Genomic DNA, 23748 nt, shown 5'->3' on the forward strand with positions numbered 1-23748 from the left:
TGCGCGGGGCTCATCGCGAGCCGCGCTGGGACCCGCGGTCGTCGCGCACGGCGTCCCACGCCTCCAGGGCGCGCTCGTCGGCGAACACGCCGCGGGTGAAGATCTCGATGCCGGCGCGGGAGAAACGCAGCAACGTTCGCAGGTCGTGCACGTCCGGCACGCCCTGCGAACGCGCCAGATGTTCGCCGAACGCCAGCGGCGCCAGCAGATAGGTCACATACATCGCGGCCCGCGCGGGTGGATCGTCGCTGGGTTGCACCCAGCCCTCGCGCACGCCCTGCTCCAGCCATCGGCCGGTGGCGGCGACGAGCTCGTCGAACAGCGCCGCCGCCTGCGGGCTGCCGTCCAGGAACGCCCGTCCCAGGTAGCGGCGTACCGCCGTGCCCGCCTCCAGCATGGCGGCCAGCCCGGCCGTGTCGCCCAGATCGGCGTCCGGAGCATCGCGCACCAGCGAGATCACGTAGTCATCGCACGCCTGGCGCAGGCCCTCCTTGGTGCCGAAGTGATGCAGCACCAGAGCGTGCGAGACGCCGGCCCGCTGGGCCACCGCGCGAAGACTCACCCGGCCCACCCCTTCGGCGCCGAACAGCTCCAGCGCCGCGTTCCTGATCCGGGCCCGTGCGGTCAAATCATCCTCGGCTGATCGCATGGTCGGCATACTAACCATATGGTCAGCAGAAGGGGAAGCCTGTGCGGCCGGCCGTGATCATGCGGTTCGCATCACGTCACGGTGGCGCGCGGCAGGAAGCTCTATAGGCCGACGAAGAGTACAGAAGTACAAATGCGGTACGTTGGGTTGTGGTGTGCCGGGAAGCCTGGTCGGCTGTTCTGTCGCCGATCCTTCCTGGAGCCCTCCTTGACCCAAGCACCGTCACGTGGCTTTCGCCTGTTCAGCCCCGGCTCCTGGGGTGAGGCCCGGCGGCTCGTCGACATCCTGCGCGCCGAAACCGTCGGGGGCGCGTTGCTGCTCGCGGGCGCGTTGCTCGGCATGGTCTGGGCGAACTCGCCTTGGTCCGAAACCTACGAAGGGCTGCGCGCGGTGGAGATCGGTCCCGCCGTCCTGCACCTGGATCTGAGCCTGGCCACCTGGGCCGCGGACGGGCTGCTGGCCATCTTCTTCTTCGTGGCCGGCCTGGAGCTCAAACGCGAGTTCGTCGCCGGAGACCTGCGCGACCCCCGGCGTGCCGCCATCCCGATCGCGGCCGCGGTCGCCGGGGTGCTCGTGCCCGCCGCCATCTACCTGCTCATCACCAGCGGCGCCGACGCGGAGGCGGCCAGGGGGTGGGCGGTGCCCACCGCCACCGACATCGCGTTCGCGCTGGCGGTGCTCGCGGTCATCGGCCGCCACCTGCCCGCCGCGTTGCGCACGTTCCTGCTCACTCTGGCCGTCGTCGACGACGTACTCGCCATCGCGATCATCGCCGTCTTCTACACCGGGCATCTCGCACCGCTCCCCCTGCTGGCCGCGTCGGCTCCACTGGTCGTCTTCGCCCTGCTGGTCCGGCGCGGGGTTCGTGCCTGGTGGCTCCTGCTGCCGCTGGCCGCGACCACATGGGGCCTGGTTCACGCTTCCGGCGTGCACGCCACCGTCGCCGGAGTCCTGCTCGCCTTCACCGTTCCCGTCATCGGTGGCAGGCGAGCGGGGCCTGGCCTGGCCGAGCACTTCGAGCACCGGTTCCGGCCCTTGTCGGCGGGCGTGGCGGTACCGGTGTTCGCGTTCCTGTCGGCGGGCGTGCCTCTCGGCGGGCTGGACGGCGTGGCCAAGGCGCTGACCGATCCCGTGGCCCTGGCCATCGTGGCCGGGCTCGTCATCGGCAAGCCCGTGGGCGTCATGGCGGCCACCTGGCTGATGGCCCGCTTCACCCGAGCCGACCTCGACGAGAACCTGGCCTGGGTGGACGTGCTCGGGCTGTCGATCCTGGCCGGCATCGGCTTCACCGTCTCCCTGCTCATCGGTGAGCTGGCCTTCGGCATCGGCAGCGAACGCGACGGCCTGACCAAGATCGCGGTGTTGACCGGTTCCCTCGCCGCGGCCCTCCTCGCCGCCGCCATCCTCCGCCTGCGCAACAACGCCTACCGCCGCATCGAACAAGCCTCCCTCACAGAAGGATGACCGGGATGGCAAGCGGAGGACGTCGCCGGTGCCGACGACCGTCCTCGTTCACTGGCATCGCATGGGAGTCGCTGATCGACCTCGCTCGACGCCGTCGCCTCTGGTGGAGAGCCGGCGGCGCTGTTACTGTCACTCGTGGAGCGCCGGGAAGTCTGGTCGGCAACGTCATATCGGACCAGCCTCGTGGAGGCGCCCCATGGCGAACACTCCTGCCGTGCTCATCAGCGGCTTGACCAAGCACTACGGTACGGTTCGCGCCTTGGACGGGCTCGACCTGACCGTGCGGACCGGCGAGGTCCACGGCTTCCTCGGCCCGAACGGCTCGGGCAAGACCACCACTCTGCGCATCCTGCTCGGCCTGCTGCGCGCCGGCTCCGGTCACGCCGAGCTGCTCGGCGGCGATCCGTGGCGGGACGCGGTCGAGCTGCACCGGCGGCTGGCGTACGTGCCGGGCGACGTCGTGCTGTGGCCGAGCCTGTCCGGCGGGGAGGCCATCGATCTGCTGGGCCGGTTGCGGGGCGGGCTCGACCCGCGGCGCAAGGCGGCGCTGCTGGAGCGCTTCGACCTCGACCCCGGCAGGAAGGGCCGCGCCTACTCCAAGGGCAACCGCCAGAAGGTGGCCCTGATCGCCGCGCTCGCCTCGGACGTCGAGCTGCTGCTGCTCGACGAGCCCACCTCGGGCCTGGACCCGTTGATGGAGGCCGTGTTCCGCGAGGTCATCGGCGAGGAACGCGCCCGTGGCCGCACCGTGCTGCTGTCCAGCCATGTCCTGTCCGAGGTCGAGGCGCTCTGCGACCAGGTCACCATCATCCGCGACGGTCGGGCGGTGCAGACCGGCACCCTGGCCGAGCTGCGTCACCTGACCCGGATCACGATCAGCGCCGAGCTGGAGCGCGCCCCTGATGGCCTGGCCGGCCTGGCGGGCGTGCACGATCTGATCGCCGAGGGTCCGCGCGTCCGTTGCCAGGTCGACGGCGAGCACCTGCAGGCGGTGCTGCGCGTGCTCACCGACGCGGGCGTGCGCACGCTGACGTGCCAGCCGGCCACCCTGGAGGAGCTGTTCCTGCGGCACTACCAGGTGGCGGCATGACCGGCACGCTGACGTTGCTGCGGCTGGCGCTCCGCCGCGACCGGGTGCTGCTGCCCGCCTGGATCGTGGTGATCGTGGGCGTCGTCGTCGCCAGCGCCTCGGCCATCGCCGAGCTGTACCCGCAGGCGGGCCAGCGCATCGCGCTGGGGGTCACGATCGGCGCGGCGCCCGCGCTGCAGGCGCTCACCGGGCCGGTCTTCGACGCGAGCTCGGTGGGCGGGCTGACCGCGTGGCGGGGCGTCGCGATGACGTCGGTGCTGGCCGCCCTGATGAGCTTGCTGACGGTGATCCGGCACACCAGGGCCGAGGAGGAGACCGGCCGGGCCGAGCTGGTCGGCGCGTGCGCGGTCGGCCGCCACGCGCTCGCGGCATCGGCGGTGCTGCTGGCCGCGGCCGCGAACCTGCTCATCGCCTTGCTGATCACCGTGGGCCTGGCCGGTCAGGGGCTCCCGCCGGCGGGTGCGCTCGCGTTCGGCCTGGCGGTGGGCGGCACGGGATGGGTGTTCACCGGGGTCGCGCTCCTCGCCGCCCAGCTCACCGAGCATGCCAGGACCGCTCGCGCCATCGCCGCCGCTGCTCTTGGCCTGGCCTTCCTGCTGCGCGCGCTCGGTGACGCCGCGAAGGTGGAAATGCTCGCGTGGCTGTCTCCGCTGGGCTGGGCGCAGCGGATGCGGGCGTTCGCCGGGGAGCGCTGGTGGGTGGTGGCACTTTTCGCCGTCGCCGGGGCGGTGCTGGTGGCCGCGGCGGCGCTGGTGGCCAGGCGGCGGGACCTCGGCTCGGGGCTCGTGCCCGCGCGGCCCGGCGTGACGGAGGCGGCACCGTCCCTGAGGAGCCCGATGGCTCTGGCGTGGCGGTTGCAGCGCGGTGTCCTGCTCGGCTGGAGCGTCGGGTTCGCGGTCGTGGGTCTGCTGTTCGGCGCGCTGGCCCGCAGCGTGGGCGACATCGTCGGTGACAACCCGCAGCTGGCCGCGATCTTGGCGGCGATGGGCGGCGCGGGGGCGCTGACCGACACGTTCCTGGCCGCCGAGCTGGGCCTGCTCGGCCTGGTCGCGGGAGCGTATGCCGTTCAGGCCACGCTGCGCTTGCAGGGCGAGGAAGCGGCCCTCAGAGCCGAGCCCGTCCTGGCCACGGCCGTGGCTCGCCGGCGCTGGATCCTGAGCCATCTGGTCATGGCGCTCGGCGGCAGCGCCATGGTCCTGGCCGCGGGCGGGCTGGCCGCTGGGATCGCGCATGGCCTGCGGATCGGTGACCCGTTCGGGCAGGGGGGCCGCATGCTCGGCGCGGCCCTGGTCCAGGTGCCCGCCACGTGGACGCTGGCGGGGATCGCGATGCTGCTGTTCGGGCTGCTGCCCCGGCTGACCGTGCTCGCGTGGGTGGCGCTGCTGGCCTTCGCCCTGCTCGGCCAGCTGGGCGAGCTGCTCCAGCTGGCCGACTGGGTGCGAGACCTGTCCCCCTTCGCGCATGTGCCCCGGGCCCTGGGCCAGCCGCTGGACCTCGGACCGCTGCTCTGGCTCGGGGCCGTCACGGCCGCGCTGCTCCTTGCGGGGATGACGGCCTTTCAGCGACGCGACGTGCAGGGCGGCTGAGGTCCTGATGGTGTCGCTGACGGGCGAGGCGAACCTACGGCGAGGCGACACTGTCACGCATCGCATGCGCGACATATCTTTCTGTTATGGAATCGGGGACCAACGCAGCAACGTCGGCCCGCGTCAGGAGGGCCACCGTCGGTGAGTGCGATCCGCCGGAAGGATCCTGATGCCGTATCTGTGGGCCTCGATCGTGGCGGGCTGGGCCGTGCTGGCCTGCGCCGGTGATCGACTGGCTCCCGTCTGGGGGTGGCTGGCACAGCGGCCCGGCCGACGGAGCTCGTACCCGCTGTTCTGACCATCGCGGCGAGCGTGCGGCGCAGCCCCATCAACGGCCGGCCCGGCCCGGCCGGGAGCAGCAGCATGCGGGCGAACAGGAGCGCGTTGCGCCGGTGTCGCCGCACCTCGGGACGCATCCGGGCTTCGTGCCGGGCGAGCGCTTGCTCGTGGCCCGGCTCGGTGGTCGGCGCCTCGGCAGCGCGTCCATGAAGCTCGATTCCGCGGCGGGCACGTCGGCCAGCAGAGACGGCGTGAGCCAGCCCGCCCCGTCGAAGCGCTCCCGCAGCGGGCCTGTCCGCTGGTCACGCGGGACGCTCCCGCCGTGCGGCGAGCGGAACAGTAGCAGGGCGACCAGCGTGCCAGGCTCGCCGCCGGGATAGACGACGACGTGGCGACCGGGCTCGGTGTAGCGGGCGCGCACGCGGCCCCAACCGTGGCGGTCGGCACCGGGCACGAGGCCAGGCAGGTGCCGAACGGGCGGACGAATCGCGCCTCCGCGCCGAACACGGGCTCCCACGTCCGCGAGCGGATGCTGCCGGCCCCACAAGCAGATCGAACCGCTCGGCGGTGCCACCGGCGTAGCCGATCACGACCACGTCGCCGTTGTCGCGGACCTCGGCGCCGCTGCCCACGAAGCGGATCTCCACCCCTCCAGCAGACGGGCGATGACCGGCCAGAGGCGCCGACGAACTCGATCGAGTCGACAGGCTCCATTCGGTGTTTCCCCGGCTGCACGCCACGGCCACGCCGAATGTGGCCATCGTCGGCCGGACGCTCGTCGAGCCCCGCGGGGCTCCGCCGTTCACCTCTCTTCCGCGAACTCCTCCGCCAGCACGGCGGCGAGGGAGACCAGGTCGGCCTCGGCTTCGGCCAACGCGAGGCCACGCGACCAGTCAGGATGCCGCATGTTTCGAAAGCCTTGCCCTGATCCGGTTCTTACCAATGGATACTGTCAGTAATATCTAAGTAACGTTAAGTTATATTTCGAGAAGGGCAAGACCATACAGGAGCACTTCCAGTGGAAAGGAAAATCATGTCTCCCAGCCTCCGCACGATCAGCATCGCCCTCGCCATCGTCGTCACCAGCATCGTCGGCTCTACCTTTCTCGCCGCCGGATCTGCCCACGCCGACGTATGGGGAGACTGCCGCCCGACCAAGTCCGGCTACACCTGCCACAAGCTTCTGGAAGCCAGCATCCTTACCTGCATGGACGGCGGCGGCGACGTACCAGCCGATTTCGTCGCCGACCCCACTCAGCTCGCAAGCTGTGCCGGCGGCCGGTGGGACGGCGTCAAGCTGGACCCGGACGAGGCCCGTCGCTTCGCAGAGAACGCGAAATCACTGCGGCAGCTCCTCGGCAATCTTGACGTCGACGTGTAGGAACGAGCAGGGCGAAGTCGAGGACGAGCGGCCGACCGGCGTGTGCCGGCGGCTCTTGACGCGTCAGGTACCTGAGCAGCTCGAACGCGACATATGAGCCGAGCAGTCCGAGCGCCGGGCCGAAACCGCGCTTGTCTTGTGGCCGGCTCAGATAGACGCATGGAAGAGCTGGCATGAAGGGCCGCCGCGTCGGGCCGCATGCTCCGAAACCGACTTTCCGAGTGCCCGTGCCTCGGCGCGGCGGTCGAATCACCATGATGATCGATAGGCCGATGTCGCGAGCGATCGCGGCGGCCTCGGCACCGATGAACCCGTCATCGGTGACCACCATGCGCGATTCCGGTCGCCTCTGCCGTCGCAGTGCCGCCCACCTTCGGCCCACGCGGACTCCCACCGGCGTGCTGGCCTGCGTCGGCGCATGGGCATCACGCGATGAGAAACAGATGACGGCTTCCCGGCGAGAGGCGCGTGTGAGCTGGGGATAGTAATGGTGTGTCTCACACCAGCGTCGATCGTTTAGGGTCGTCCGCGCACAGTCCAGATGATCAGGATCTGCTGCTCGACCGGCTGGGGCGCAGGGTGATCCGGTTGTTCACCGGGCCATGGCGGCTGTCAGCTTCTCTGTCGCTGATCGCGTTGGCCACGGCGTTGCTGGGTTTCGGTGAATACCAGAATGCGATCACCACCTTCCCCACTGTGACTGAACCGGGACACGTGATTCTCGACCTGGGTACCGTCCCCAAAAGAGTCATCTTCGCGGTCTCTATCAAGGAAGAGGATCCGTCCTTTTTCAGACTGGAGATCACAGCGGATGTCCCCGAGGGGTCGCGGAATTACCGCCCATGCACCCCGACAACTCTCCGCCTGGTCGACCTGCCGATGCGGGAAATGTATGCCTTCAACTGGAAGGCGGAGACAACCGTGAACGAATACGAGGTCGACGTCTTCACCACCTTGACCACGCTGACGAGGGAGACGTGTGGCCCCACAAGATCGATCGAGATCACCGGATTCTTGCGGAACCCTATATTCGCGAGAAGCGGAGCCGCCCTCAGTGCGCAACTGCCCGGCTTCACCGTCGTCGGACAGCGTGACAACGTGGCAGCGATCTCCGCTGTTTGGAGCATCTCCCTGGAACACGACGAGGCGACGCAGATCAAGCCAGAGCTCGTCTCGACCGGCTATAAGGGTCCCGGTCTCCTGTGGAGGACGTCGGCAAAGGCCGTCAATGTGGCGCCTATCTCGGCCTACGACAACCTCGGCGAGAGCACGGTCTCGTATCAGTACGGCACCTTCACGTCCATGCCAGCCCAGAAGGCGGCCGAGCGTTCCCTCTACTGGGCCGGCCTCCTTACCGGAGCCGCCCTTTCGTTTCTCACCTGGGCTGGAGAAGCAGCCTGGGAGGTCCTGGCCGAACGCCGCAACCAGAAAAGGTCCAGCTCTCCCGAGGCGGTCGAGGTGCCTGGCTCCACGCAGGAGAAGCGCGACAGAGCGGCGAGACAGACAGACAGGGAAAAACGGCGGAAGCGAGCGCGACTACGGAGGATGCTGAAACGTATTCGCTAAGGATGTCAGGCCACGGTCCGATAAACGGGACACGTGTACTTCCACGACCTGGCATGGTCCTGTTGTACCGCTTGTCCCCCCGTCTCTTTCCCAGGTTCTGCAAGGATCCCAGCTCCGCGGCTCGACGCCAGTTCCCGGCCACGTCGGCCGCGCCTCAGCACCGTTCGTGCTCGCCTTGTTGTCTGCGCCTGCCACTCGCAGGGACGCGGGGGCCGAACGGCCGGTGCCTATCCGTTGCACCCAGAGGTCGTACGGCAGCGCGATCACGGCGGCGCAGCGCAGCCCCGGTGGCCCGCGTACGGATTTGGCACGCCGGCTGGATCATTTCGCCACATGCAGAACTCTGGGACTCGCCGACATGCTCCCACAGGTGGATCTTCGTCGCGGCCCCTGGCCTGTGGCGATGTCGCGAAAGCAGCCACGGTGGGCCAGGGCGAGTTTCTCGATGGCCTCGCTGAGGTTGTTGAGCAGGTGCCAGCGGTCGGCGCACTGCACCGCCTGCGGCGCGCCGTTGCGGGCGCCGGCCGCGTACGCGGTCGAGCGGTCCCGGCAGATGAGATGGACCCCGGGATGCTGTTGCAAGCCAGTGCGCGAAGGTGACGCCGAGCCGATCGGGCAGCACCTCCACGCAACGATGCGGCACGGCATCGATGATGGTGGTGGCATAGCGCCGCTGGTCTCGTTTGATCGCGAAGTCGTCGACGCCGATCGCCGCCGGGACCATCGGCGGCGGCTCCGGCAGCGCCATTAGGGCGCTCAGCACGCTGGCGCGGCTGAGCGGCACCCCGATCGTGGCCAGCAGAGCGGCTCCGGCTCGCCCGGCCAGCGCGCACGCGATCGCCAGTGCCGTCGCGCCCGACACACGAGGGCAGCGCGCAGACGACGCTGCACGCCGCGAGTCTCCTCCAGCACAGCATCGACGAGCTCGAACGGCACGAGCGCGGTCAGCTCACCCAAATGTCACGGGAGCGAACACATCAACACAAATTTCGCTCTTCAGGCACCCTTTGACAGCGCCTTGGACATCAATGCCGCCATGGGCGGTCTCCTCGATCACCTGGAACGGGTACGGGAGTCCTTCGAGGAGTTGCATCTGCTACTCGTCGATGGGGACAACCGAATCGTGGCCGCGGGTTGGGGCGTTCCAGTGCGGTGGAATGGGAACGTCGAAGACCTGCCCCCGACGCTGAAGGCGCGCTATCCGTTGACGCCGATGAGCCGGTTCATGACCCGGACACGACCGGACGGCGCTCCCTTAGACCCGTGGTTGCGGACCCACCACCGGATGGGTGCCTGGATGTCGTGCCCGGCGGAGCGCTCCATGGTCATGACGGGTTCCGCCGCGGATTGGGAGAAGTGGGCCGATATGTCGTTTCCCGAGTCCGGCTCCTACGTCGTGCCTGGCGCCCTCGTTCCGGTGATGATTGATCGACAGCATGACCGCGGAGAGTTGGTGGAATCGAACGTTTGGGTGCAGCGCCGCTGAATTCTTTCGAGTAGTGGTCCCGACTCTCTTCTAGGAAGCCGCACTGCCCCTGCTCGCCCAGGCCCGTACTGCCCTGGCTGCAGCCGTCGCCGCCGACCGAGCGGCCGGCGCCACCTGGAACGAGATCGCCGCCGTACTGGATGTCAGCCCTGACACAGCCGCACGCCGCTGTCGCACCTGACCACGGCGCTCAACCTCACCTCTGTTGGCGTCACGAATCATAAGGCCGGTCATCTCCATGGCGAGAACGACGGCGGTATCTATACGCCAGGGACTCGATCGTGAACGCAAGAAGAACGAGCATGACACCCGGGACGAGCCAGTGCTCAACCCACTGAGCGACGACACCCCATCCCCATGCCTTGACGGCCAGGCTTTGCGGGTTGCCCGCGACGATGCCGACGATGTGCGTGAACACGATCCAGGCGGCGGCGACTGCCGTCAGCCAGCCGATCCAGGCGGGGGATCGATCCGCCCCGATAGCGTTGCCCCTGCGTACGTGTGCGCGCGTCGCGCTAAGTAAATTTCGATCTGCCATGAGATCAATATGGCACCTCACCTTTCCGACAAAAAGGGCGGTCGGTGGCGGGTTCGCAGATAAGCTCCAAGCTTGTTCTTTAACCTCCGGATTGTTGTAGGGCTGCGAGGGTGCGGCCGCGTTTGACGGTCTTGCCGACGTCGTAGCGTGGCGCGGGCCGTCGGTTGGGGATGCCGGGCGGGCGTCCCGGGCCACGTCTGGAGGGTTTGGGCGCGCTGGCGGGTTGAGCGAGGTCGGTGGGCTCAGGCGCACATTCCGTGAGCCGTCGGTCAGGTAGATCACGGTTCGAGTGTTCTGGCCGGTAGCTGGCTTCTTGATCAGCAGCATCGCCGTGTGTCGATCAAGGAGCTGCTGACTGTCTTCTTGTCTCATCTGGCTCATGTGTGCGTTGGCCAGGTGTTTCATACTGGTGCGTCGGTGCGGATCAAGGCCAGGACCATGGCGATCGGGGCGGACTGTCCCAGCTGTGGGACACCGTCACGGCGCGAGCACAGCCACTATGAGCGATGCCTGATGCGGCAGGCGCACCTTCGCCGAGCAAGTGCCGGGCCTGACCGTTGGCTATGGCCGTCGCAGCGTCGTGGCCGGCCAGGCGCTGCGGGGAATTGCGTTGGCGCTGGGCGGCCGTGCCGGTGCGCGCCTGGCCGCACGTCTGGCCGTGGCGGTCAGCCGGATGACGCTGATCCGGCTGATCCGCGCTGCTTCTGGTGATCGGCGTGACCAACCTGTTCAACCGGCTCAATGCCGCCATCGAGGAGCCCGCCGGCACCAGCTGGGGCTGGTCCGGCCTGGGCGAGCTGAACATGACGGCGATGTACGGCAGGCACGAGGCGCTGCGCCGCGAAGTGACCGCGTTGGCGCGCCTGACCGTCCAGGCCAGCCGCGATGCCCGCCACGTGCTGCGCTGGCGGCGGTTCAAGCACTTCGCTCCGATGCCACTTCGCGGCCGAGGACGAGGCGCTGTGGCCGCCGCTGCGCCGGGCTCTGGCCCGCCGGCCGGGGATCCTGACGCTGCTGAAGGGGTTGAAGGCCGAGCACGGCCGTCCTCGACGAGCTCATCGACGCCATCGACGAGGCACCGGCCCGCCGATGCCGGGCCTGGTCGGCTCGGCGGCCTCACTGATGCGCTGATCACGAGCCTGACGGGGCACCTCAGGCATGAGGAGAGAGCGCTTCTCCCGCTGGTCCACCAGGCACTCACCCCATCCCCATGGGCGTACTTCACCCACCTCGACACCCACAGGAGCACTCCGCCATGAGCACCATCGCGCTGACACCGGCACCAGGGGCATCGGCCTGGCAGCCGCCCAGCTGCTGGCCAGGTGAGGCGTGACGGCGATCGTCGGCGCGCGTGACGAGGCCGCCGGGACGGCTCGTCCTACCGTACGTGCACCTCGACATCACCGACCCGGCCAGCGTCCGGGAGGTGGCCGAGCGGATCGGGCAGGACGACGGAAAACTCGACATCCTGGTCGACAACGCCGGCTCACCGCTGGAGGAGATCCGCGGCAGCCCGTCCGACAGCCGCGCCCCACCAGGGGTCAGGGCGGACCGCCTGGTTCGGACGGTTCTTGATAGGTTGTCAGAGGTGTGCCGGGAAGTCTGGTCGGCGAGTTCCTGTCGTCGTTCCCGAGCGAGGCTTCCCGATGCGTGCGCGCGACCTGATCACCGACCTGCCGGCCGTCACCCCGGACACGTCCATCGCGGCGGCGGCCCGCCTGCTGGCCCAGCAACGGCTGCCCGGTCTGATCGTGGTCGACGAGCGCGGAAGACCCGTGAGCGTGCTGCCCGGCACGCAGGTGCTGCGCCTGGCGGTGCCGGACTACTGCCAGGAGGATCCGGCGCTGGCGCGGGTGGTGGACGAGGAGCACGCCGACAGGTTCCTGCGCTCGGTTGCCGACCGGACGGTCCGTGACGCGCTGCCGCCACGGCCGCGCGAGCTTCCCCTCACCGATCCCGATGCCACGCTGCTGGAGATGGCGGCGTTGATGGCCCGCACGCGCAGCCCGCTGGTGGCGGTGGTGGACGACGGAGTGCTCATCGGCGCCGTGACGCTGCAGGCGCTGCTGGAGCGGGCGGTGCCGGCGTGACGGTGCTCGCCTGGGTGACGGTGGCGGTCTTCCTGCTCGCGTACGCGCTGATCGCCAGCGAGAAGGTGCACCGGGTCGCGGCGGCGCTCGGCGGGGCCGGGATCATGCTGCTGATCCACGCCACCGACGCCGGCGCCGCGTTCTTCTCCGAACAGACCGGCATCGACTGGAACGTCATCTTCCTGCTGCTCGGCATGATGGTCATCGTCGGCGTGCTGAAACAGACCGGCGTGTTCGAGTACCTGGCCATCTGGGCGGCCAAACGGGCGCGCGGCCGGCCGTACCGGCTGATGGTGCTGCTGGTCGTGATCACCGCGCTGGCGTCGGCGCTGCTGGACAACGTGACCACCGTGCTGCTGATCGCGCCGGTGACGTTCCTGGTGTGCGAACGGCTGGCGCTGCCGGCGGCGCCGTACCTGATCGCCGAGGCGATGGCCTCCAACATCGGCGGCGCTTCCACCCTGGTCGGCGACCCGCCGAACATCATCATCGCCAGCCGGGGCGGGCTGAGCTTCAACGACTTCCTCGTGCACATGGCGCCGATGGTGCTCGTGCTGATGATCGTGTTCATCGGCCTGTGCCGGCTGCTGTTTCGCAGGTTCTTCGTCTACGACCCGGAGCGGGCGGCGGAGGTCATGGCGCTGAACGAGCGCGAGGCCATCGCCGACCGGCGGCTGCTGTGGCAGTCGCTGGCCGTGCTGGCGCTGGTCATGGCCGCGTTCGTGCTGCACCCGGTGCTGCACTACGAGCCGTCGGTGGTGGCCGTGCTGGGCGCCGGGGTGCTGGTGGCCGCGACCCGGGTCACCGCCGAGGAGGCCATCCACGAGGTCGAGTGGCCGACGCTGGTGTTCTTCGCCGGGCTGTTCGTCATGGTCGGGTCACTGGTGGAGACCGGAGTGATCCCGCAGCTGTCGAAGGCGGCGGCCGAGGCCACCCAGGGACAGCTCGGTTTGGCCACGATGCTGCTGCTGGGGGCGTCGGGCGGGCTGTCGGCGATCGTGGACAACATCCCGTACGTGGCCACCATGAGCCCCATCGTGGCCGACCTCGTCCAGGCCAACGGCGGCAACGGGCCGGCGCAGGTGCTGTGGTGGGCGCTGGCCTTCGGCGCCGACCTCGGCGGCAACGCCACCGCCGTCGGCGCGGCGGCCAACGTGGTCGTGCTCGGCATCGCCGCCCGCAACGGCACCCCGATCAGCTTCTGGCAGTTCACCAAGTACGGCCTGGTCGTGACCGTGGTCACGATCGCCTTGTGCGTGCCGTACCTGTGGCTGCGCTACCTGTGACCCCGGCGCCGATACGGCTGTGCGGCTCGCCACTGAAGGAGCGTGAGATCGTTGACCGGCATCGAGCAGCACGGCGAGATCTTGCGCCGCATCGGCGTCCGGCATGTCGTCTTCCCTGGATGGGCGGCATCGTCACTCGCCGCACCTTGCGCCGTCCCGCCCTTAACCCGTACACGTGAAACCGGTAAAGTCACCAGCGGTGTGCCGGGAAGTCTGGTCGGCGAGGTACTGTCGCCGACCCGGAAGCCCTCTCGATGCTCCACTCCCAGCCCCCGGATCCTGACCCCGACGACTTCTCTGTCAGGATCCGCATTCGCGGCGATGTCCTGCTGATCGAGTTGAGAGGCCCTCTTACCGGCCCATCCGTCGACATGCTCCAGATGTACGTGCTCAGTACGCTGGCCACGCACATCCCGCCCAAGGCGATCATGGACATCGGCGGCGTGACCCTGGTGGACGAGGCCGGTCTCGGCGTTCTGCGGGCGGCCAGCGGACAGGCGCGCGACGCAGGCGGGCGGATGGTCATCGCGAACGGCCGCCGCGTGCTCGGCATGGCAGCCGATGGATTCGATCACGCACCGACGATCAGTGACGCCATCTCCCGCCTGGACGCCTGAGACGGAGCCGCAAGCCCCTGGCACACTGGAGGCGCGGGCGCGCGGCATGCTCAGCGCGTCTGCCCGGGGTAGGGCTGTGCTTCGTCTCAGCCGACGATGACCCGTTCCTCGGGCAGCTGGTAGCGGCGGGTGCGGTCCTTCAGCGCCAGGGCCGAGCCCAGGGTGAGCGGGCCGATCCTGCCGATGAACATGAGCAGCACCAGCAGCACCTGCCCGGCCGGCGTGGTGTCGGCGGTGATGCCGGTCGACAGGCCGACCGTGCCGAATGCCGAGACGACCTCGAACAGCGCCTGGTCCAGGCGGTGCGGGGTCAGGGCCATCAGCAGGTAGGTGGACAGCGCGACCAGGGCCACGCTGATCAAGGTGATCGAAACGGCCTGGCGCTGTGCCGTCTCCGGCAGGCGGCGATGGCCGATGTTGACCTCGTGCTCACCGCGCATCTCCGACCAGATGACGAAGACCAGCATGCCCAGCGTGGTGACCTTGATGCCGCCCGCCGTGCCGGCGCTGCCGCCGCCGATGAACATCAGCAGGTCGGTGGCCAGCCAGCTGGTGGGGTACATGCCGGCGATGTCGATGCTGTTGAAGCCCGCCGTGCGCGGCATGACGGCGGTGAAGAACGCGGCCAGCAGCTTGCCCGGGTCGTCGAGCGGGCCGAGCGTCCTCGGGTTGTGCCATTCGGTGATCAGGAAGGCCAGGGTGCCGACGACAAGCAGGACCGCGGTGACCGTGACGGTGATCCTGGTCAGCACCGACCAGCGGCGGGGCCGCCGCCAGGTGCGCAGCAGCTCGAACACCACCGGGAAGCCGAGCCCGCCGGCGATCACCGCGGCGGCGACGGTCAGGCAGATCCACGGATCGGTGACGAAGCGCATCAGGCTGTCGGACCAGAGGGCGAAGCCCGCGTTGTTGAAGGCGGAGATCGCGTGGAAGGTGCCCAGGTAGAGCGCGCGGCCGAACGGCTCGTCATAGCCGAACAGGAACCGGCCGGTCAGGGCCAGCGCCGCGATGGCCTCACTGGCCAGGCTGAAGACGACCACGCGCCGGACCACGTGCCGCACGTCGGTCATGCTCGAGGCCCTGGTCTCGGCCTGGGCGAACAGCTTGGCACGCAGGCCCAGCCGGCCCGCCACCAGGAGCGTGAACAGCGTGGCCAGGGTCATGATGCCCAGCCCGCCGATCTGGATCAGCCCAGCGATCACCAGCTCGCCGAACAGCGACCAGTGCGACTCGGTGTCCACCACCGCCAGCCCGGTCACGCACACCGCGGACGTCGCGGTGAACAAGGCCGTGAGCCAGCCCGCCGACTGCCCCGACTGGGTGGAGATCGGCAGCGCGAGCAGGGCCGCGCCGAGCAGGACAGCCGCTCCGAATCCGGTGACGATCACCTGAGCCGGGTGCTGGAAGGGAGCGAGAACCGCCCGGGACCGTCTCATGTCAACACCGTCAAGAGCATGTGCCCCGCAACCTCCGGTCGGCATGGCGGACGAACCTGCCGACCAGACTTCCCGGCGCACCGCGCCCTACGGTAACAGGAACGAGATGGGCTGGGCCCTGGACCCTCCGGCGATCCGCGCGCTAAATTATTTACGATACAGTTCCGTAAATAATCTGAAGGATGCCATGGAAGCCGACGTTCTCATCGCCGGAGCCGGGCCGGTGGGCCTCGCCCTGGCATGCGCTCTCCTGCAGCACGGCGTCTCGGTACGGGTGATCGACAAGGCGCCCGGCCCGGCCACCACGTCCCGGGCGAACTTCGTGCACGCGCGCGGCTCCGAGGTCCTCGACCGGCTGGACGCGCTCACCGGCCTGCCCGAGGAGTCGGTCCGGGCGATGACCATCACCACCTACGCCGGCGACCGCCCGATGATGCGCATCCGCTTCGGCGACCCCGGCCTGCACACCGCCGCTCCCCCGATGGTCATCTCCCAGGCCCGCGTCGAGGCGCGGCTGCGCGAGCGGCTGGCCGAGCTGGGCGGCCGGCCGGAATGGGGCCGCGCCCTGGTGGCCGCCGACCAGGACGCCGACGGCGTCACCGCCGTGCTGAGCGACGGCCGTACCGTGCGCTCGCACTGGCTCGTCGGCTGCGACGGGACCGGCAGCACCGTCCGCAAGCTGGCCGGCATCGGCTTTCCCGGCGTCAAGGTCAGCGAACGTTTCCTGCTGGTCGACGCCGCCCTCGACACCACCCTCGACCGCTCCGGCACCAGCGGCTGGGTGCACCCCGACGGCATGCTGGGCGCCATGCCGATGCCCGGCGGGCAGTGGCGGCTGCTCGCCTACGACCCCGCCTTCACCGACGACAAGCCGGGCGAGGAGCAGATCGTCGAGCGGATGCGCCGCATCCTGCCCGAACGCTCCGGCGGCCTCGGCGGCCGGCTGCTGGAGACGTCCTGGGCGTCGCTGTTCAGCGTGCACCGCCGCCTGGCCGACACCTATCGGCAGGGCCGGATCCTGGTGGCCGGCGACGCCGCGCACGCGCACGCCCCGTTCGGCGGGCAGGGCATGCTCACCGGCCTCGGCGACGCCGAGAACCTCGCCTGGAAACTCGCCCTCCTCGCGCACGGCCGGGCGGGCGAGCAACTGCTGGACACCTACGAGGCCGAGCGGCGCCCGCTGGCCACCCAGGTCCTGCGCGGCAGCACCGCCGCCACCAAAGTCAACATCGCCGCCGGGCCCGCCGGCCGGTTCCTGCGCGACCGCGTCATGGTGCCGGTGTTCAACCTGCCCGTGCTGCAGCGCTGGGCCACGTACACGACCTCCCAGTTGTGGGTCAGCTACCGGCGCGGCCCGCTCGGCGGACGCGGCCGCCGCCCGCGCCCCGGCGACCGCATCCCCGACCTGGCCTGCGAGCGCCCCGACGGCACCCGCACCCGCCTGCACGCCGAACTGCGCGGCCGATGGGCGGTCCTCGGCGACCGCGACCTGTTCGAGACCGCCCGCCGCCGGCTCGGCGAGCACGTTGTGCACCTGCGCCCGGCCGATGCGCTGCCCGCTATGCTCGTACGCCCGGACGCCCACCTGGCCTGCACGGGCGACCCCACCCGCTGGCTGGACGGAGCCCTCGCTTGACCGACCGCCGAGGACGCGGACGCCCCCGCGACCCCGAGACCGACGCCGCCATCCTGCGCGCCGCGCTGGAGCTGTTCATCGAAGGCGGCGTCGAGGGCACCAGCATGGAGCAGATCGCCAAACGGGCCGGCGTCGGCAAGCTCACCGTCTACCGCCGCTGGAGCACCAAGGAGGACCTGATCGCCCAGGCGGTCGAGCAGACGGTCAGCGCGGACCTGGTCCCCTCCCCCGCCGACATCGCCGAACTCGACCCCCAGCAGATCATCGAAGGTGTCATCGAGGCGGCGGCGCAGATGACCGCGAGCCCGGCGTTCCGCGCGCTGGTCGCCCGGATGATGGGCGCGGCCGTCAGCCATCCGCAGCTCATGGAGGTCTACTGGCGGCACCATGTCCTGCCGCGCCGCGAGCTGGCCGCCGCGCTGCTGCGACGCGCCCAGCAGGAGGGCACCGTGGCCGCCGACGCCGACCTCGACGTGCTGATCGACATGATGGCCGGCGCGGTGACCTGGCGCGTCCTGCAGCCGAACCCGCCGGACGCCGCCGGCATGCTCGACTACCTCAAGAGCGTCTACCGGCAGGTCGGGCTGTATCGGCCGCCACGGTGACGGCGCCCGGTCCGTCCTCCGGGCCGGCCTGCCGTGCACGAGCGCACGCATGCGCGGGCCGGCAGGTGTCCGCTGATGGACGGCAGGTGGACGACGCCGAGAAGTGACAGCAGCGCGGCTGCCGCGACGATGGTCAAGGCGGTCCGGGCCACGGGGTTACCGAGGTTGAGTGTCCATCGGCTCCCGACGCGCTGGTGTACGAGGATCGCCGGGTCGTGGCGGTTGGCGTAGATGGTGCCGGCCAGATGCCAATGCCGGTCGTCGTCGCGCTCCACGTAGCCGGAGTCGAATTTCCCCGGCCAGGAGGAGGGTGGCGATGCCGCTCAGATAGACGCGGTAGCACCGGGCGGAGACCGCTGGCGAGCAGGCCGCCCGATCTTCCCGCTGGGCGAGGGTGGTGGCGAGCTGGTCGACGAGGTCTCCGGCGCGGTTCTCGAGCAGGTCGGACAAGGTCTGGGCGTGGTCGTCGTAGATCCGGGCCATCGCATCGCCGGCGGCGCCCCCGAAATCGGCGATGCCGGCGGCCAGGTCGCGGCGGGAGCGCAGCGTGCCGACGAATTCCTCAATCCACCGCCGGAGCCGGATCGTCTCGTGGTTGTAGCCGGTCTCCCGCGCGATGTCGGCCGGAGGCGTCGGCGGGGTGGGCCGCATCGGACACGCCGCGGGCCCACCACTCGCCCTCAGACGGTTGATGCTCCTTGAGGGCTTGAACGGCGGGCCTGAGCGGTGGAGCGGGCGAGGCCCATCACGCCGAGGTCGCCGGGTAGGGGCGCCCAGAGTTGTCCATGCATCGGCGTCCTGTACCGGGCGTCAGGCCACGTGCGCTCGCAGTCCGGTCAGGCCCGGTGCCGCGTCCGGTCGCAGCACGAGGTTCTGGTCGTAGTCTCCGCCGTTCTGCGTTCGGTACGCGATCGGCTCGGTCGTCGGGATCGCGAGCAGACGCTCGCGCAGTTCCTTGGCCGCTGCCTCGCCTTCCTCGGGCGTGAACCTGTCGGCACCCGAAATCAGCACCGGGGGCAGCACCTGTGCGCCCGCGTAGAACAGGGTGCCGTGCTGCAACGGGAACAGCAGTTCGTCGACGGCTCCGTGGATGCCCCGCTCGCTGTAGAGCCACGCCGGCCCACCCATGGTCACAACCGCCATCGCACGCTTACCCGCGAGGAACCCGTCTCCGTAACCTATCCACTCGCCGTCCGGGCCGCGCAACCCGTACGCGAAGCCCTGGTGCCAGACCCGGTCGAACCAGCCCTTGAGGATGGCGGGCATTCCGAACCACCACATCGGGAACTGGACGACGATGGTGTCCGCCCGGCGGATCTTTTCCTGCTCGGCTCGGATGTCGGCGCTCAGCGCGCCGCTCTCATATGCCTGCTTCGCGGCAGCAGCGACCTGGAACCGCTCCGCCGGATGGTGGGCGTATCCGGCGGCGTCAACGACGGGGTTCCAGCCCATCGCGTACAGGTCCGACACCTCAACGTGGTGATCTCCGACGCGGAGCGCGCGCTGCCCCTCTGCGGCGAGGTAGCCGTTGAGCGAGCGAGGTTCGGGGTGGGCAAGGATCCAAAGGACATTCATGACGTCGATCATGGCCATGCGGCCAGCACCACGACGACTGGCCTGATGGACAACATGTGCGAAGATCGGGCCATGGCTGCTTTTGCCGGTGACGCGCGTCACCGGGTGGCGATCCTGGCCCGTGACAAGGTTCTGTCATTCGAGCTCAGCATCGTTCACCGGATCTTCGGCCAGGCGCGCTCGGCCGCCGGCGCCGCGCTCTATGAGGTCGTGACCTGCGCACCCGAGCCCGGGGACATACACACGGACGCCGACTTCACCGTCACCGTCGCGCACGGCCCCGAGGCGCTGGCCGAGGCCGACACCGTCATCGTTCCAGCCTCCGTAGACGACTTCGAGCCCCGAAGCAGGCCGCTCGAACCCTCGCTCACCGCCGCGCTGGCGCGGATTCGACCCGGTGCCCGGATCGCCTCGATCTGCACGGGATCGTTCGTGCTGGCCGCGGCCGGCCTGCTCACCGGGCGGCGAGCCACCACGCACTGGCGCTCATCAGCCCGCTTCCAGGAGCGATTCCCGGACGTCCTCTTCGATCTGGATGTCCTCTACACCGACGACGACGGTGTCCTCACTTCTGCCGGAGGGGCGTCGGGCATCGACCTGTGCCTGCACATGATTCGCACCGACTACGGCGCAGCAGTCGCCAACGACGTGGCACGCGGCTCCGTCGTCCCGCCACACCGCGAGGGCGGGCAGGCGCAATACGTGCGGCGGCCGATGCCAGACCCGAGAATCTCCTCGACCAGCAAGGCACGCCGATGGGCACTGGCGAACCTGCACCGGCCCATCACGCTCCGGGAACTGGCGGCCCAGGAATCGACGAGCACGCGAACATTCACCCGACGCTTCCGTGAGGAAATCGGCACCTCGCCGGGACGGTGGCTCACCCAGCAGCGTATCGAGCGCGCCTGCTCCCTCCTGGAACGCACCGACCTGTCCATCGACGAGGTCGCCGTCACCGCAGGCTTCGGCACCGCCGGCTCCATGCGCTTGCATCTCCAAGCCGAACTAGGGGTCTCACCCAGCGCCTACCGCGCCACATTCCGCGGCCCCTGACCTGACACATTCCAAGGTCATGAGGGCGTTCAGTCCTGTCTGGTCCCGGGGTCGGACGCCGCGCCGGGTGGGGTGTTCTCACCGGCGAGGCGGCGGGTCATGAGGTCGATCATGACGGTGTGGACCATGGCTTCGGAGTGGTCAGGGCGGGCTTCGTACCTGACCGGCCCGGCACTGCTTCTCCGCCATATCCGCGGGATCGCCGAGTAGAAGCCCGACGCGTCAGCCGGTCCTGCCGGCCGCGGCGGTGTACGCCACGTGGCGTCGCAGCAGGTACGTGCCGACGGCGACGATCCAGCCGAAGCCGGTCAGCAGGGAGAGGTGTTCGAGCAGGCCCGCCGGGGCCGGCTGCCAGATCCCGAGCGCGTCCAGGCGGTAGGCGATGCCGGCGGCGAAGGCGAGGACGATGACCAGGGCACCGGCCAGCCGGGAGCGGGCCCTCCATCGGCGGTTCGTCTCGCCGAGCCGTCCGGCCAGGGCGAACGCGGCACCGCTGAGCCCGGCGAAGAGCAGGAAGCCGGCCACCTGGTGGATGCGGCCGTTCGCGGTGACGATGTTCGCCTGCCCGGGCGGATAGCCCAGCGCCGGGTCGGTGGGCACCAGCCCGGCCACCACCAGGCCCGCCGCGGCGGTGGCGAGCAGGATCGGGCCCCACGTGGCGCCGCGCCCCGGCCGCAGGGCGCGCCGTACCCCGAGGGCGAAGGCGGCCAGCAGCAGCCCGCCGAGCACGAAGTTGATCGTCTGCAGCCAGGCGCGCTCGCCGGTGCCGAGCTGGCTGGCGCCGTGGTGCCACAGGCTGTAGCCGGGCCGGGTGGCGCCGTCGGCCCACAGCAGCACCGGCACCAGCACTCCGGCGGCGATGCCGCTGCGGAGCAGCGCCCGAAGAGTACGAGAGGGCATGGGAAGTTCTCCTCTTCTCCGCGGCGACCAGCGACGCGGGCCGACCAGACTTCCCGGCTCACCTCTGACTTGATACAGTGATTTTAGCTTGTACTGAAACTACTGCAACAGGGGTGGGTGTGAGCGAGCAGGATCCATTGCTGGAATGGGTCGAACGAGTCGCCATGTACCTGGCGCGTGACGGGGTGCCGCCGATCGCCGGGCGGGTGCTGGGCTGGCTGATGGTGTGCGATCCGCCGGAGCAGTCGGCCGGACAGATCAGCGAGGCGATCGGCGCCAGCCGCGCCTCCCTGACCTCCAACCTGCGGCTGCTGACCGGCATGGGGTTTCTGACCTGGCGCACCCGGCCGGGCGAGCGCACCGTCTACTACCGCATGGCCGAGGACGCCTGGGCGGTCGTGGTGCGCAAGCAGATCGCCGGCCTGACCTCGTTCCTCGACATCACCCGCGACGGCCTGGACCTGGTCGGCCCGGACGACGACCGGGCCGAACGCATCCGCCAGGCGCACACCACCTTCGAATGGATGGCCAAGGTGTTCCAGAACGCACCACTTCCGGGACAGGACGCATGACCGGGCACGCGATCGTGGTCGGCGGCGGCATCGGCGGGCTGGCCACGGCGGTCGCCCTGCGGCGGATCGGCTGGCGGGCCACCGTACTGGAACGCGCCCCGGAGCTGGGTGAGATCGGCGCCGGCATGTCGCAGGCGCCGAACGCGCTGCGGGCTCTGGACGAGCTCGGTGTCGGCGAGCAGGCGCGCGCCACGGGCGTGCCCTCCTACTCCGCCGGCAACCTGCGCCTGCCCGACGGCCGTCACCTGCAGCGGGCCCGCCGGGGCGAGGCGACCCCGCTGCTCGCCTTCCACCGCGCCGACCTGCACGGGCTGCTGCTGGAGGCGGTGCCCGGCGGCTGGGTCCGCACCGGCACGGAGGTCACCGGCCTGCGTCAGGACGACGGCGGCGTGACGGTCGTCTGGGACGGCGGCGAGCTGAGCGCGGACCTGGTGATCGGCGCGGACGGCATCCGCAGCACCGTACGCCGCGCGGTGTGGCCGGACGCACCACCGCCCCGCTTCCTGGGCCGTACCGCCTGGCTCGGCGTCGCGGACACCAGCGGAATCCCCAGCGACTCCGGCGAGCTGTCCGGCAGCATCACGATGGGGCCCGGCGCCTACTTCCTCATCCACCCGATCAGCCGCGGCCGCGCCTACTGGGCCTTCGTCACCACCGCCGACCGGCCGGACCTGCGCTACGAGCAGGAGAAGGCGGAGGTGGCCGCTCGCCTGGCCGGCTGGCACCACCCGATCCCCGACCTGATCGCCGCCACCCCGGACAAGGCCGTGATCCACATCGACATCCGCGACCTGGACCCGCTGCCCACCTACGTCCGCGGCCGGGTGGCGCTGCTCGGCGACGCCGCCCACGCGATGAGCCCCGACCGCGGCCAGGGCGCCGGGCAGTCCCTCGAGGACGCCGTCGTGCTGGCCGCCGCCCTGCACACCGAATCCGGCATCGAGGCCGCGCTGGCCCGCTACGACGCCGAGCGCCGTCCCCGTACCCAGGCCACCGCGCGCGGCGCCCGCGCGGACGGGCGCCGCACCACCTCCACGGCGGCGCACCGGACCCTGGTCACCATGATCCGGCTCATGCCCGCACCGCTGTGGCGCAAGGGCATCGCGGCCGACGGCAACGCCACCTGGCGGTGGCGGCCACCCCGCCTGCCGGAGCCGACCACACACTCCTGAAACGAAGGACCCTTGCGGGTTGACTCAGGTGAGAAGGCAGCGACCCTCGCGGCGACACGGGGATAGTCGAGGCCGAACAAGATCAGGCGGCTGTCGGCCTGGCTGACCACCAGTTCGGCTCTCGGCATCGCCGCGACCAGAGATTCGGCGTGGGCGAAGGACACCGACCGATCGTGACGGGTCGCGATAACCAGTGCGGGCTGGCTGACCTGCGCGGCGCAGTCCGGTACGGGGAGCATGTCGGCGACGAAACCGTGCCCCGAGCGCATGAAGGTGAACAAGGCGACGAGCAGGCCACGCTCAGCCGTGGACAGGTTCCGCAGCACCTGGCGCGCAGGCAGGACCGACAGGTCAAGCAGTAGCAGGCGCAGCCCCAGCGAGGGTGCCGCGCGGAGCAGGAGTCGCAGGACGCCCCAGGTGCCGGCCTCCACCCGGCCGTTGAACACCGCCCGACCGCCCAGCCGGCCAGCCGGCCAGCCGGTCTGCCAGGGCAGGAACCCGACCGAGCTTTGCAGGATGACCCGCTCGACCAGGTGCGAGCGGCCATGCTCAGCGCGGTACGTCCGCCTGCCGAGATCCCCACGACGGCGGCCAGGCGGTCGATGCCCAGGACCCGGCACAACTGAGGGTGGCGTCGGCGAAGCCGACGGCCGTGGTGCCGGTCGGTCAGGGGCGTTCGCCCGTATCCGGGACGCGAGGGGGCCAGCACCGAGCATCCGGCGACGGCGAACGCCTCCTCGCCCAGCGCCGATCCTGCCCGCATGTGG

The 23748-nt window shown here is 70.1% G+C and carries 24 protein-coding genes; 16 read left to right on the forward strand and 8 right to left on the reverse strand.

Annotation, left to right across the window (positions count from 1 at the left end):
- Positions 1–10: 10 nt before the first annotated feature.
- Positions 11–649: a TetR/AcrR family transcriptional regulator gene (locus KIS93_RS68090; RefSeq protein ID WP_080046818.1), complete on the reverse strand. Its 639-nt coding sequence runs from the start codon at positions 647–649 to the stop codon at positions 11–13.
- A 207-nt stretch (positions 650–856) separates the two neighbouring features.
- On the opposite strand from KIS93_RS68090, the gene nhaA reads away from it, so the two are divergent.
- The 4 genes from nhaA (at position 857) to KIS93_RS68095 (ending at position 5087) form a co-directional block, all read left to right on the forward strand.
- Complete coding sequence (gene nhaA, locus KIS93_RS57255) at positions 857–2113, forward strand: Na+/H+ antiporter NhaA (protein WP_230466246.1); 1257 nt, start codon at positions 857–859, stop codon at positions 2111–2113.
- A 196-nt stretch (positions 2114–2309) separates the two neighbouring features.
- A complete protein-coding gene (locus KIS93_RS57260) occupies positions 2310–3203 on the forward strand; it encodes an ABC transporter ATP-binding protein (RefSeq protein WP_080039465.1) in 894 nt (297 codons plus the stop codon).
- Positions 3200–4789 carry an ABC transporter permease gene (locus KIS93_RS57265; protein ID WP_080039466.1) on the forward strand — a complete coding sequence of 530 codons (1590 nt, stop codon included), beginning with the start codon at positions 3200–3202 and terminating at the stop codon, positions 4787–4789. The genes KIS93_RS57260 and KIS93_RS57265 overlap by 4 nt, the downstream gene beginning before the upstream one ends.
- A 169-nt stretch (positions 4790–4958) precedes the next feature.
- Entirely contained in the window at positions 4959–5087 is a 129-nt protein-coding gene (locus tag KIS93_RS68095) for a hypothetical protein (protein WP_268966972.1), read from the forward strand.
- Positions 5088–5117: 30 nt separating this feature from the next.
- Here the strand turns inward: KIS93_RS68095 and KIS93_RS57270 are convergent, their stop codons facing one another.
- Positions 5118–5489, reverse strand: a complete 372-nt coding sequence (locus KIS93_RS57270; RefSeq protein WP_155127647.1) for a hypothetical protein — start codon at positions 5487–5489, stop codon at positions 5118–5120.
- A 612-nt stretch (positions 5490–6101) separates the two neighbouring features.
- On the opposite strand from KIS93_RS57270, the gene KIS93_RS57275 reads away from it, so the two are divergent.
- Together KIS93_RS57275 and KIS93_RS57280 are read left to right on the forward strand one after the other, a co-directional pair.
- The gene (locus KIS93_RS57275) at positions 6102–6449 is read left to right on the forward strand and encodes a hypothetical protein (protein WP_080039467.1); all 348 of its coding nucleotides are present in this window, start codon (positions 6102–6104) and stop codon (positions 6447–6449) included.
- Between the two features lie 492 nt (positions 6450–6941).
- Positions 6942–8015, forward strand: a complete 1074-nt coding sequence (locus KIS93_RS57280; RefSeq protein WP_080039468.1) for a hypothetical protein — start codon at positions 6942–6944, stop codon at positions 8013–8015.
- Positions 8016–8336: 321 nt separating this feature from the next.
- On the opposite strand, the gene KIS93_RS69430 is transcribed toward KIS93_RS57280, so the two are convergent.
- On the reverse strand, positions 8337–8681 hold the full coding sequence (locus KIS93_RS69430) for a transposase (protein ID WP_155127650.1): 345 nt from the start codon (positions 8679–8681) through the stop codon (positions 8337–8339).
- A gap of 352 nt (positions 8682–9033) precedes the next feature.
- Here KIS93_RS69430 and KIS93_RS57290 point away from each other — a divergent pair, with 352 nt between their 5' ends.
- Positions 9034–9501: a hypothetical protein gene (locus KIS93_RS57290; protein WP_080039469.1), complete on the forward strand. Its 468-nt coding sequence runs from the start codon at positions 9034–9036 to the stop codon at positions 9499–9501.
- A 211-nt stretch (positions 9502–9712) separates the two neighbouring features.
- On the opposite strand, the gene KIS93_RS57295 is transcribed toward KIS93_RS57290, so the two are convergent.
- Positions 9713–10411 carry a hypothetical protein gene (locus KIS93_RS57295; protein ID WP_155127653.1) on the reverse strand — a complete coding sequence of 233 codons (699 nt, stop codon included), beginning with the start codon at positions 10409–10411 and terminating at the stop codon, positions 9713–9715.
- A 344-nt stretch (positions 10412–10755) separates the two neighbouring features.
- Between KIS93_RS57295 and KIS93_RS66880 the strand changes: the two genes are divergently transcribed.
- The 4 genes from KIS93_RS66880 (at position 10756) to KIS93_RS57315 (ending at position 14032) form a co-directional block, all read left to right on the forward strand.
- Positions 10756–11298, forward strand: coding sequence for a hypothetical protein (locus KIS93_RS66880; RefSeq protein ID WP_230466247.1), 543 nt, complete (start codon positions 10756–10758; stop codon positions 11296–11298).
- 387 nt (positions 11299–11685) lie between these two features.
- A complete protein-coding gene (locus KIS93_RS57305; protein ID WP_080039470.1) occupies positions 11686–12129 on the forward strand; it encodes a CBS domain-containing protein in 444 nt (147 codons plus the stop codon).
- The gene (locus tag KIS93_RS57310; RefSeq protein WP_080039471.1) at positions 12126–13415 is read left to right on the forward strand and encodes an ArsB/NhaD family transporter; all 1290 of its coding nucleotides are present in this window, start codon (positions 12126–12128) and stop codon (positions 13413–13415) included. Before KIS93_RS57305 ends, KIS93_RS57310 begins: the two co-directional genes overlap by 4 nt.
- Before the next feature lie 254 nt (positions 13416–13669).
- Entirely contained in the window at positions 13670–14032 is a 363-nt protein-coding gene (locus tag KIS93_RS57315) for an STAS domain-containing protein (protein WP_080039472.1), read from the forward strand.
- An 86-nt stretch (positions 14033–14118) separates the two neighbouring features.
- On the opposite strand, the gene KIS93_RS57320 is transcribed toward KIS93_RS57315, so the two are convergent.
- Positions 14119–15468 carry a TrkH family potassium uptake protein gene (locus KIS93_RS57320; protein ID WP_080039473.1) on the reverse strand — a complete coding sequence of 450 codons (1350 nt, stop codon included), beginning with the start codon at positions 15466–15468 and terminating at the stop codon, positions 14119–14121.
- 187 nt (positions 15469–15655) lie between these two features.
- Between KIS93_RS57320 and KIS93_RS57325 the strand changes: the two genes are divergently transcribed.
- A complete protein-coding gene (locus tag KIS93_RS57325) occupies positions 15656–17104 on the forward strand; it encodes an FAD-dependent oxidoreductase (protein ID WP_080039474.1) in 1449 nt (482 codons plus the stop codon).
- A complete protein-coding gene (locus KIS93_RS57330) occupies positions 17101–17709 on the forward strand; it encodes a TetR/AcrR family transcriptional regulator (protein ID WP_080039475.1) in 609 nt (202 codons plus the stop codon). Before KIS93_RS57325 ends, KIS93_RS57330 begins: the two co-directional genes overlap by 4 nt.
- A gap of 156 nt (positions 17710–17865) precedes the next feature.
- Here the strand turns inward: KIS93_RS57330 and KIS93_RS57335 are convergent, their stop codons facing one another.
- Positions 17866–18360 carry a hypothetical protein gene (locus KIS93_RS57335; protein WP_080039476.1) on the reverse strand — a complete coding sequence of 165 codons (495 nt, stop codon included), beginning with the start codon at positions 18358–18360 and terminating at the stop codon, positions 17866–17868.
- A 159-nt stretch (positions 18361–18519) separates the two neighbouring features.
- Entirely contained in the window at positions 18520–19302 is a 783-nt protein-coding gene (locus KIS93_RS57340; protein WP_329607738.1) for an NAD(P)H-dependent oxidoreductase, read from the reverse strand.
- Positions 19303–19356: 54 nt separating this feature from the next.
- On the opposite strand from KIS93_RS57340, the gene KIS93_RS57345 reads away from it, so the two are divergent.
- Positions 19357–20337 (forward strand): GlxA family transcriptional regulator, encoded by a 981-nt coding sequence (locus KIS93_RS57345; protein ID WP_222108130.1) that lies wholly within the window; start codon positions 19357–19359, stop codon positions 20335–20337.
- A gap of 222 nt (positions 20338–20559) precedes the next feature.
- Here the strand turns inward: KIS93_RS57345 and KIS93_RS57350 are convergent, their stop codons facing one another.
- A complete protein-coding gene (locus KIS93_RS57350) occupies positions 20560–21237 on the reverse strand; it encodes a DUF998 domain-containing protein (protein ID WP_080039478.1) in 678 nt (225 codons plus the stop codon).
- Positions 21238–21356: 119 nt separating this feature from the next.
- Here KIS93_RS57350 and KIS93_RS57355 point away from each other — a divergent pair, with 119 nt between their 5' ends.
- The gene (locus KIS93_RS57355; protein ID WP_080039479.1) at positions 21357–21809 is read left to right on the forward strand and encodes a GbsR/MarR family transcriptional regulator; all 453 of its coding nucleotides are present in this window, start codon (positions 21357–21359) and stop codon (positions 21807–21809) included.
- Positions 21806–22981 carry an FAD-dependent monooxygenase gene (locus KIS93_RS57360; RefSeq protein ID WP_080039480.1) on the forward strand — a complete coding sequence of 392 codons (1176 nt, stop codon included), beginning with the start codon at positions 21806–21808 and terminating at the stop codon, positions 22979–22981. Before KIS93_RS57355 ends, KIS93_RS57360 begins: the two co-directional genes overlap by 4 nt.
- The last annotated feature ends 767 nt before the right edge of the window (positions 22982–23748 follow it).

Source organism: [Actinomadura] parvosata subsp. kistnae, from assembly GCF_900323885.1.
Classification (GTDB): Bacteria; Actinomycetota; Actinomycetes; order Streptosporangiales; family Streptosporangiaceae; genus Nonomuraea; species Nonomuraea composti.

What these genes read in the sequence shown, in the direction of transcription:
- KIS93_RS57265 (WP_080039466.1), top strand. Translation starts at nt 3,200, where the DNA reads ATGACCGGCACGCTGACGTTGCTGCGGCTGGCGCTCCGCCGCGACCGG.
- KIS93_RS57335 (WP_080039476.1), bottom strand. Translation starts at nt 18,360, where the DNA reads ATGCGGCCCACCCCGCCGACGCCTCCGGCCGACATCGCGCGGGAGACC.
- KIS93_RS57360 (WP_080039480.1), top strand. Translation starts at nt 21,806, where the DNA reads ATGACCGGGCACGCGATCGTGGTCGGCGGCGGCATCGGCGGGCTGGCC.
- KIS93_RS57350 (WP_080039478.1), bottom strand. Translation starts at nt 21,237, where the DNA reads ATGCCCTCTCGTACTCTTCGGGCGCTGCTCCGCAGCGGCATCGCCGCC.
- KIS93_RS68095 (WP_268966972.1), top strand. Translation starts at nt 4,959, where the DNA reads ATGCCGTATCTGTGGGCCTCGATCGTGGCGGGCTGGGCCGTGCTGGCC.
- KIS93_RS69430 (WP_155127650.1), bottom strand. Translation starts at nt 8,681, where the DNA reads ATGCCACCACCATCATCGATGCCGTGCCGCATCGTTGCGTGGAGGTGC.
- KIS93_RS57275 (WP_080039467.1), top strand. Translation starts at nt 6,102, where the DNA reads ATGTCTCCCAGCCTCCGCACGATCAGCATCGCCCTCGCCATCGTCGTC.
- KIS93_RS57305 (WP_080039470.1), top strand. Translation starts at nt 11,686, where the DNA reads ATGCGTGCGCGCGACCTGATCACCGACCTGCCGGCCGTCACCCCGGAC.
- KIS93_RS57345 (WP_222108130.1), top strand. Translation starts at nt 19,357, where the DNA reads ATGGCTGCTTTTGCCGGTGACGCGCGTCACCGGGTGGCGATCCTGGCC.
- KIS93_RS57320 (WP_080039473.1), bottom strand. Translation starts at nt 15,468, where the DNA reads ATGAGACGGTCCCGGGCGGTTCTCGCTCCCTTCCAGCACCCGGCTCAG.
- KIS93_RS57260 (WP_080039465.1), top strand. Translation starts at nt 2,310, where the DNA reads ATGGCGAACACTCCTGCCGTGCTCATCAGCGGCTTGACCAAGCACTAC.
- KIS93_RS57315 (WP_080039472.1), top strand. Translation starts at nt 13,670, where the DNA reads ATGCTCCACTCCCAGCCCCCGGATCCTGACCCCGACGACTTCTCTGTC.
- KIS93_RS57325 (WP_080039474.1), top strand. Translation starts at nt 15,656, where the DNA reads ATGGAAGCCGACGTTCTCATCGCCGGAGCCGGGCCGGTGGGCCTCGCC.
- KIS93_RS57295 (WP_155127653.1), bottom strand. Translation starts at nt 10,411, where the DNA reads ATGAGACAAGAAGACAGTCAGCAGCTCCTTGATCGACACACGGCGATG.
- KIS93_RS57340 (WP_329607738.1), bottom strand. Translation starts at nt 19,302, where the DNA reads ATGGCCATGATCGACGTCATGAATGTCCTTTGGATCCTTGCCCACCCC.
- KIS93_RS68090 (WP_080046818.1), bottom strand. Translation starts at nt 649, where the DNA reads ATGCGATCAGCCGAGGATGATTTGACCGCACGGGCCCGGATCAGGAAC.